Annotated in this window: 6 protein-coding genes; 3 read left to right on the top strand and 3 right to left on the bottom strand. The window is 71.5% G+C overall.

The genetic code is table 11. From position 1 onward, the window contains the following. Window positions 1-119: 119 nt before the first annotated feature. Window positions 120-767, bottom strand: a complete 648-nt coding sequence (locus ABT299_RS40090; RefSeq protein ID WP_190853842.1) for a hypothetical protein — start codon at window positions 765-767, stop codon at window positions 120-122. Window positions 768-1,262: 495 nt separating this feature from the next. Between ABT299_RS40090 and ABT299_RS40085 the strand changes: the two genes are divergently transcribed. Continuing rightward, entirely contained in the window at window positions 1,263-2,471 is a 1,209-nt protein-coding gene (locus ABT299_RS40085) for a PucR-like N-terminal domain-containing protein (RefSeq protein WP_500253950.1), read from the top strand. Then, entirely contained in the window at window positions 2,468-3,718 is a 1,251-nt protein-coding gene (locus ABT299_RS40080) for a PucR-like N-terminal domain-containing protein (RefSeq protein ID WP_500253949.1), read from the top strand. Before ABT299_RS40085 ends, ABT299_RS40080 begins: the two co-directional genes overlap by 4 nt. A gap of 350 nt (window positions 3,719-4,068) precedes the next feature. On the opposite strand, the gene ABT299_RS40075 is transcribed toward ABT299_RS40080, so the two are convergent. Next, on the bottom strand, window positions 4,069-4,905 hold the full coding sequence (locus ABT299_RS40075) for a class I SAM-dependent methyltransferase (protein ID WP_500253948.1): 837 nt from the start codon (window positions 4,903-4,905) through the stop codon (window positions 4,069-4,071). A gap of 539 nt (window positions 4,906-5,444) precedes the next feature. Further along, a complete protein-coding gene (locus ABT299_RS40070; protein ID WP_500253947.1) occupies window positions 5,445-5,585 on the bottom strand; it encodes a hypothetical protein in 141 nt (46 codons plus the stop codon). A 454-nt stretch (window positions 5,586-6,039) separates the two neighbouring features. Between ABT299_RS40070 and ABT299_RS40065 the strand changes: the two genes are divergently transcribed. After that, on the top strand, window positions 6,040-7,128 hold the full coding sequence (locus ABT299_RS40065) for a hypothetical protein (RefSeq protein ID WP_500253946.1): 1,089 nt from the start codon (window positions 6,040-6,042) through the stop codon (window positions 7,126-7,128). Window positions 7,129-7,322 lie beyond the last annotated feature (194 nt).

Here is a 7,322-nt window from a genome sequence, read left to right as displayed (position 1 = left end):
GACCTGCCCGCCGAGCCCGCCGAGATCCCCGCGCGCGAGCGCGCCGCGCACGGCCTGGAGGAGCTGCGCAGGGCTCACGGCGGGGGCGCGCGGCCCCGGATCGGTTCAGGCGGCAGGGGTCACGGTGAGGTGACGTTGATGCTGGGGTGGCCGCCGCTGCCGTTGCTGACGATGTAGGTGCCGGACAGCGATCCGTTGTGGCCGTTTCCGACCAGGCCGGCGCAGCCGCTGACGTTGCTGATCGGCAGCGACCCGGAGCCCGAGGCCGTCAGCGCGCCGGTCCCGTTGGTGTAGCTGCCGTTGGCCACGCCCGTGCCTCCGGCGCCGACGTCGAAACTGCAGCCGGTGGCCGACAGGTGCGTGGCGATCCCGGAGATGCTGCCCGCCGTCGTCGAGCCCGAGGTGGCGCCCGTGACGTTGACGCTCCACGGGAGGTTGGACGTGGTCACCGTGAAGGTGATCTTGATGCCGAGCACGGTGCCGGTGCAGCCGCTGAACGAGACGCTGCTGAGCGACCCGACGCTGAGCGGCGAGGCGCCGGACTTGGTGCCGTTCGGCACGCTGCCACTGGCGTGCGACGAGGTGCAGGTGATCGCCTGGTTGGTGGTCGTGTCCTTGAACACCAGATTGCCGGAGTTGGCCGCGGTGACGCTGCCGCCGTTGGTGACGGTGGCGGTGAGGTTCGCGGCGTAGGCGGTCGAGCTCAGGAGGAGCGCGAAGGCTGCGGTGCCGGCCGCGGTGAGCGCGGCGGCAGCGGATTTCCGCATGGTTCTGCCCTTCTTCGGGGTGGGACGCCGGGCCCTCGGGGCGGGGGCCCGGGCCTTTCTCGCGAGTGCGTGAGCTCACATTCACCTACTGGCCGGTACGGTAGGCAGGCCGGCGCGGGTCGGCAATAGCGGACGCGGCCTCTCGACGCGTTCCCCGCAAGTTCTGTCATCGAGTGAGTAAAACGAGCCGCGAACTTTTGCCGATCGTACGAACGGCTCTCCCCGGCGCGCGTGAGACGGCATGCTCATTGTCATCGCGTGAGCGCGCGGTCTGATATCCGAAAAGGCTTATCCGCCCGTTCCGATATCGGGGGCGGCCGGATGGATTCTGTCCGCATCGGGACGCGGCGGAGCCTTTTCTCGCGCCGGCGCCGGAGGTACCGTCGCCGGGCAGGTCTGAGGGCGGCCGCTCCCGCCCGGCCGGATCGGCGCCGCGGGCGGACCCCTGCCGCGTGCCCGCGGCGCGGCCGCGGTGCTGGAAGGAGGGACGGGAGCGTGGGGCCCGTGGTGCTGTCCCCCGGACTCGCCGAGGTGCTGCGGTCGAGACCGCCGAAGCTGTGCGAGGAGGTCTGCGCCGCCGTTCGCGCCGCCGTCCCCGCCTACGCGTCGGCCGACCGGACCTCGCCGTCGGCCTGCCGGATCGTCCAGGAGGCGATCCAGGCGTTCTTCGTCCGCGCCACGGGCCTGTCGCAGCCGCTGGACGGGCTGGACGGGCTGCTGCGGCTGTTCGGCGAGCAGGAGGGCGGCGCCGGGCGGAGCCTGGACACCGTGCAGGCGGCGATCGGCGTCGCGTTCCGCACGTCGTGGCGCCGCCTCGTCGAGGTCTGCGCCCGCCATCAGGTCACCGGACAGGACGTCGCGTGGCTGGCGGAGGTCCATTTCGCCCACAGGGATCGGGTCATCACCCAGATCGTCAAAGGCTATCTGCGAAGCGACGGGCGGACGGTGCAGGAGCGGGCCGCGCTGCGCCGGCGCCTGCTGCGCGGGCTCGTCGACCGCCCGCCGGCCGCACCCGCCGCGCTCGCCGACCTGGCCGTCCGGTCGGGGTGGAGCCTGCCGGCGGAGGCGACGCCCGTCGCCGTCCCGCCCGGGACCCGTTGGTCGCGCGATGCCGCGCACGGTGACGTCCTGGCCGACCCGGAGGGCGACGCGTACCGGTTGCTGGTGCCCGGCCCGTTCGACGCGGCGCGGCACGCCGTCTTCGGCACGCCCGTGACGGGCGGTCCGGTGGTGGTCGGCCCGACCGTCCCGCTCGGCGGGCTGCCCGACGCCATGCGCTGGACGCGGGAGGCGCTCGCGCTCACCCTCAAGGGCGTGATCGCCGAGGCGCCCGTCGTCCACGTCGACGACCATCTCCTCGATCTCTGGCTGTGCGCGGACCCGCACCTGACCGACCTGCTCGCCGAGCGCCTGCTGGGCGGCCTGGAGCACCTGCCCGAGGACAAGCGCACCGTCCTGGCGACGACGCTGCGGGTGTGGCTGGAGACCTGGTCGACGGTGACCGACGTGGGCGCCCGGCTGCATCTGCATCCGCAGACCGTCCGGTACCGGTTGCAGCAGGTCCGGCAGCTGATCGGCGATCCGCTGGAGGACCCGGAGGTCCGCTTCGCGGTGGAGGCGGTCCTGAGGGCGCGGAACCGGCGACCGGCCCCGGGAGGTCCGCGGGACCCGGCCCGCCCCGAGCAGCCGGGATCGGGTCGATGACGGGCCCGTCCCACGGACCGCTCGGGCGGCGCCCGGCGCTGGAGCCTCCGGCGCCGGAGGGGCTGGCCGAGGCGCGGCGCCTGCTCGCCGACCAGCTCCCGGTGATCACGAGCGAACTCGTGCCGAGCCTCGTGGAGGAGGTCATCGAGCGGGTCCGCGACAGCGTCCCGGACTATGCGCGTCCCCGTGGCGGCCCTTACGACCAGGTGCTCCGCGCCGCGACCGAGCGGAACATCATGGGCTTCCTCGACTGGATGGTCGATCCCGGGCGGCCGCTGGACAAGCGCGACGAGCTGTGCCGCAAGGTCGGCGCGTTCGAGGTGATGGAAGGACGGCCGCTGGCGGTGCTGGAGGCCGCCTACCGCATCGGGACGGGGGCGGCGTGGGCGCGGATCCGCGCCCAGCTGGCGGACCGGAGTGTCTCCGTCCAGGCCATCGCGGCGCTCGCCGAGGCCCTCGCGGAGTACATGGACCAGGCGGCGGCGCTGTCCCGGGAAGGCTACGAGCGGGCCCGGGACGTCGAGCGCACGGCCGCCCGGCTGCGGCTGCTGCGCGGCCTGGCGCGGGGCGAGCCCGCGACCGAGGTCCCGGCCGCCGCCGATTGGCGGCCGCCCGAGCAGGTCACCATGGTCGCCTTGCCGCCCGGCTCGCCGCTCGTCCGGCCGCTGTTGGACGCGGACGTGCTGCTGGACGCGGCCGACCCCGCGCCTTACCTGCTGGTGCCGGGCCCGTTCTCGCACGACCGGCGGGAAATGCTGGAAGCGTCCCTCGCCGGAGGATGGGCGGTGGCCGGGCTGACCGTCCCGCCGGCGTCCGCCGGGCACTCGCTGCGCTGGGCGCGCCGGCTGCTCGAACTGGCCACGGACGGCGTCGTGGAAGGCCCGGGGACCGGGGGAGGGGACGGGCGCGGCCTCCTGCTGTGCGAGGACCACATCATGACCCTGTGGCTGCTGGCCGACGAGCCGCTGATGGCGCGGATCGCGGACCGCGCGATCGTCCCGCTCGCCTGGGTGTCGGAGCGGCGCAGGCAGCGGCTCATCGAGACCCTGGAACTCTGGCTCCGCACGCGGGGCCGCGCCACGACGATGAGCCGCGAACTCGGCATGCACGTGCAGACCGTCCGATACCGGACGCGGTTGCTCGACCAGCTCATGGGCGACGACCTCGCCGACTCCGACCAGCGCTTCGCGATCGAGGCGTCGCTGCGCGCGCTCCGGCTACGCGGCCGCACCCCGAATGGCGAGTGAGCTCGTTCGCAGTGACATCCCGCGCGGACGAGTTCCTGGATCACGTACTCCGTAGTCTTACTGCACCCCGCACGGAATGAAGTGCGTGAACAGCGCGATGTACGTGTCCGAGACGTGGTGGCAGGCGATCCCGCGGCTTGGAAGCGCGCGGGTTCACCGATTTCCGACGCCCTATGGGCCGTGAACCCGCTCTCAGATGAGGGCTGTTTCGCTTTCCTGCGCGGGGTTCCTGCCCTTTCCGGGATGGGTGTTCGGTGCCGGCATCCTCCAGGCTCTGCCGCTGGCATCGGGCTCAGGAAACTTCAGCTTGGCCAACTCGGTCTGTCCGTAAGGGTGGCTGGGCGAGGCGGCTATGCAGTGGCCGTTCGGGGGGATCTCGCTCGCAGCGAGTAGAGGATCGGGAGGTAGGTGTCGCCGAACGGGAACCGACGGGTGCCGTCGGGGCCTTCGGGCAGGATGCGGCTTCCGGGGAATTCGACCTCGGTGTGCTCGGCGAGCCGGTCGATGATCAGTCCCGCTCCGGCGGCCGCTGTCACGATCTCGCCCACCGAATGCGGGTACTGGACCACCTCCTGTGCGCTCATCGGCAGGTCCGGGTCCGCATACGTGCCCGTGACGACCTCGCGCTGGGGCTCTCCTCCGCCGTAGGGCCAGTCGGCCACGAGCGGCTCATAGCTGGCGAGGGTCTGGTAGGCGGGATGCAGGTCGACCAGCACCAGCCTTCCACCTGGCCGCAGCGCCATCGCCGCACCGCGCATCCACGCGTCAAGGTCCCCGATCCAGCACAGCACCCCGTAGGTGGCGATCACGAGGTCGAACCTGCCCGCCAGATCGAACGGCAGGTTCTGCGTGTCCGCCTCGACGAAATCGGCGGTCAGCCCGGCGAGCTCGGCCAGCTCGCGTGCCCGGACGATCGCCGTCGACGAGAAATCGACACCGGTGACCCTGGCACCCAGACGGGCCCAGTTGAGTGTGTCCATGCCGAAGTGGCACTGCAGATGCAGCACATCCTGGCCGGACACATCACCGGCCAACTCCAGTTCGATCCCGTAGAGCGTCTGCCGGCCCGCCAGAAACGAATCAACGTCGTACAGCATGTCGTTGGGGGTCGTGCCATGTGCCTGGGCACGAGCATCCCAGAGGGCGCGGTTCACGGCGAGCCCGTCACCGGGAGAGTCTCCGTTCATGTCCGCAGTGTGGCAGGCCGCCCGGTGGGTCCCGCGCAGCCTCACCTCACCCGTCTGCTCGTGTTGATGCCTGCTCAACCGAAAGTGCGACAGAGCCGTTCTTGGCACCCACACGTTCAGGCCACGCTGATCGCCACCGGCCATCTTCGTGGCTTGCACCTTCGCTGCTGGAGCGAGCCGATCTCCCTCATTGCTTCCCCGAATTCTGGCGTGCTGTCGCGCCTCGTGCGCAACGAGTGTGGTCACTCCTACCGGGCCACGCCGAGCACACGCGTCTGTCGGTGCGGGCGGAGTTGAAGCCGGCACGCAAGGAGGCGTGGCAGTTGAGCTTCGATCCGTGAGTGGGTCGGGCACGCGCAGTGGAGGCCATTGCGGACCGGGCGCGGGCGCTTCGGGCCTCGGGCAGTGCTGCCGGTTGCGGTTTCTGGGCCACGGGCGCTGGGCTGGCCGGGGGGCGTCGCAGTAGTGGGCGCCGTCGAACTGGATCGGGGAGATGAAGTCTCGCAGCGGACACTGGTGATGCGCAGCTCCCCGGTTGGTCAGGTGGAAAGCGGGAGTTCCGCCCGGAACAGGTTTACCACCGCGTCTTGGTCCATGGCAGGTATGGCAGCCATGGCGAGCTTGCCAATGGCGCGACTTCGCTCGATGCTCGGTCCTTCGGGCGAGAGCATCAGCTGCATGATCTCCGCGGGAACGGCGCTGTTCCCGCCGTTGGGGGCGGTGTCGGTGCTGGGGGTGTTCCCGGCATCGGCGCCGGTGACTGGAGCAGCGCGCCGCTTTGCTCGGCATGGGCGCGCTCGACCAGGTCGACGCCCCCCGACGTCGAGGATCTCCCTATGCCAGGCCGGAGCCGACCCACGGTCTGCCGCCGACCGCGTTGGGGCGTGTACCGATAGTGCCTGGCGAGGATGACGGAGAGCCCATGTGTGATCCAGAACGATCGGATGGTCACGCTTGAGACTCCCTCCGTTCGATCTTGCGTCGTCGGCGTGAACGGCCGGCGGCCGAGTCAGGCATACCCGCGCCCCAAGCAGCGGCGCCTGGAGTGTTTCCGCTGGATATGAGTATTTGTACTCAGGCGCACGAAGATCGTCTCGGTCAGGGTGGTGAGCGAGCTCACGATAGGAGACCCCCATGAGAACGACCGCCCCGGCCCTCGCGACGGCGGGAGCCGCCACCGCCGCATTGCTGACCGTCCCGGCCGCGCAGGCTGCGACGAGCCCCGCCTGGCGGGCCTCGGTGCAGCACGAGTCGCTGCGCAACGGGTCCCGACTGCTGACGGTGGGCAAGACCACCTGGGCCTTTGGCGGCCGCAGCTACCGGGACGGCCGCGCCACCGCTTTCCGGCGTGACGGATCCGCCTGGCGGCAGGTCGCGTTGCCATCGCAGGCTCGCGGCGAGATCGTCGCCGCCGACGCCAGTTCGCCGGACGATGTGTGGGCCGCGACGCTCGGTGTCAAGAACGGGCCGCCCGTTGCGATGCGCTTCGGCGGCAGGCAGTGGAAGGCCGTACAAGCGCTCGGGAACACGGTCGTGACGGCTGTGACAGTCGTCGGCCCCCGTGACGTGTGGGTCTTCGGGACCGACGGGCCGACCGACCGCCGTCCCGTCGCCTGGCACGGCACCCGGCGCGGCTGGAAGAAGACGACCACGCCGTTCGTCGTCTGGAGCGCCGACCTGCGCTCGCCCAAGGACCTCTGGGCCGTGGGCTGGCGGAGCGGCGGCGGGCAGGTCGCTGGACGCTTCGACGGCAAGCGCTGGCGGTCGGCCCCCGACCCGCGCGGCTCCCTGCCCGCCATGCTGCGCGACCCCGCCAAGACGCAACTCGCCTACGGCAGGCTCTTCGCTGCGAAGGGCGCGCTGTGGCTGGCTGTGAATGCAAGCATCTGGTCCGAGATGCGCACCGATGCCTACCTGCTCCGCTTCGACGGCAAGCGCTGGCGCTCGGAGCGGCTGCCCAAGCACGTGGCGTGGCACGAGAACGGCTCGTTCGTGCCGGACGGCAAGGGCGGGCTCTGGATGTTCGCCTACACCGGCGACCAGCGGTCGTGGCTGTTCCGCCGCACGGCCTCGGGCTCTTGGAGCAGTTCCCTGGTCAAGGCGCCGGGCCTCCAGTACGTCGAGCTGGGCGACCTCGCGCCCGCCCCGGACGGTGGCCTGCTCGGATCGGCCGGCTGGGACAACCGCACCGCCGCGACCGGCGGGGTGCTGGCCTACCGGTGACCCACCGGTGACCCAAGGCCGGCCTCCGGAGGCGTCACCCACCGCGCAGCACCGCCGGCGCGCTGTGGGCGGCGTCGGCCCGCGAGCCACTCCTGGAGACCGGCCCGGGCCATACATGCTGCAGGCAAGTGCCCTGAAGCCCATCGGGTTCGGTGAGGTCCTTCGGCCAGTCATGATCTTGGTTGGCGGAGTCA

The organism is Spirillospora sp. NPDC000708 (genome assembly GCF_040299565.1).
Lineage (GTDB): Bacteria > Actinomycetota > Actinomycetes > Streptosporangiales > Streptosporangiaceae > Spirillospora.
This window is presented reverse-complemented; position numbering and strand designations above follow the sequence as displayed.

Excerpts from the sequence above, each read along its gene's own strand:
- ABT299_RS40070 (WP_500253947.1), bottom strand. The coding sequence starts at position 5,585 with ATGCAGCTGATGCTCTCGCCCGAAGGACCGAGCATCGAGCGAAGTCGC.
- ABT299_RS40065 (WP_500253946.1), top strand. The coding sequence starts at position 6,040 with ATGAGAACGACCGCCCCGGCCCTCGCGACGGCGGGAGCCGCCACCGCC.
- ABT299_RS40075 (WP_500253948.1), bottom strand. The coding sequence starts at position 4,905 with ATGAACGGAGACTCTCCCGGTGACGGGCTCGCCGTGAACCGCGCCCTC.
- ABT299_RS40080 (WP_500253949.1), top strand. The coding sequence starts at position 2,468 with ATGACGGGCCCGTCCCACGGACCGCTCGGGCGGCGCCCGGCGCTGGAG.
- ABT299_RS40090 (WP_190853842.1), bottom strand. The coding sequence starts at position 767 with ATGCGGAAATCCGCTGCCGCCGCGCTCACCGCGGCCGGCACCGCAGCC.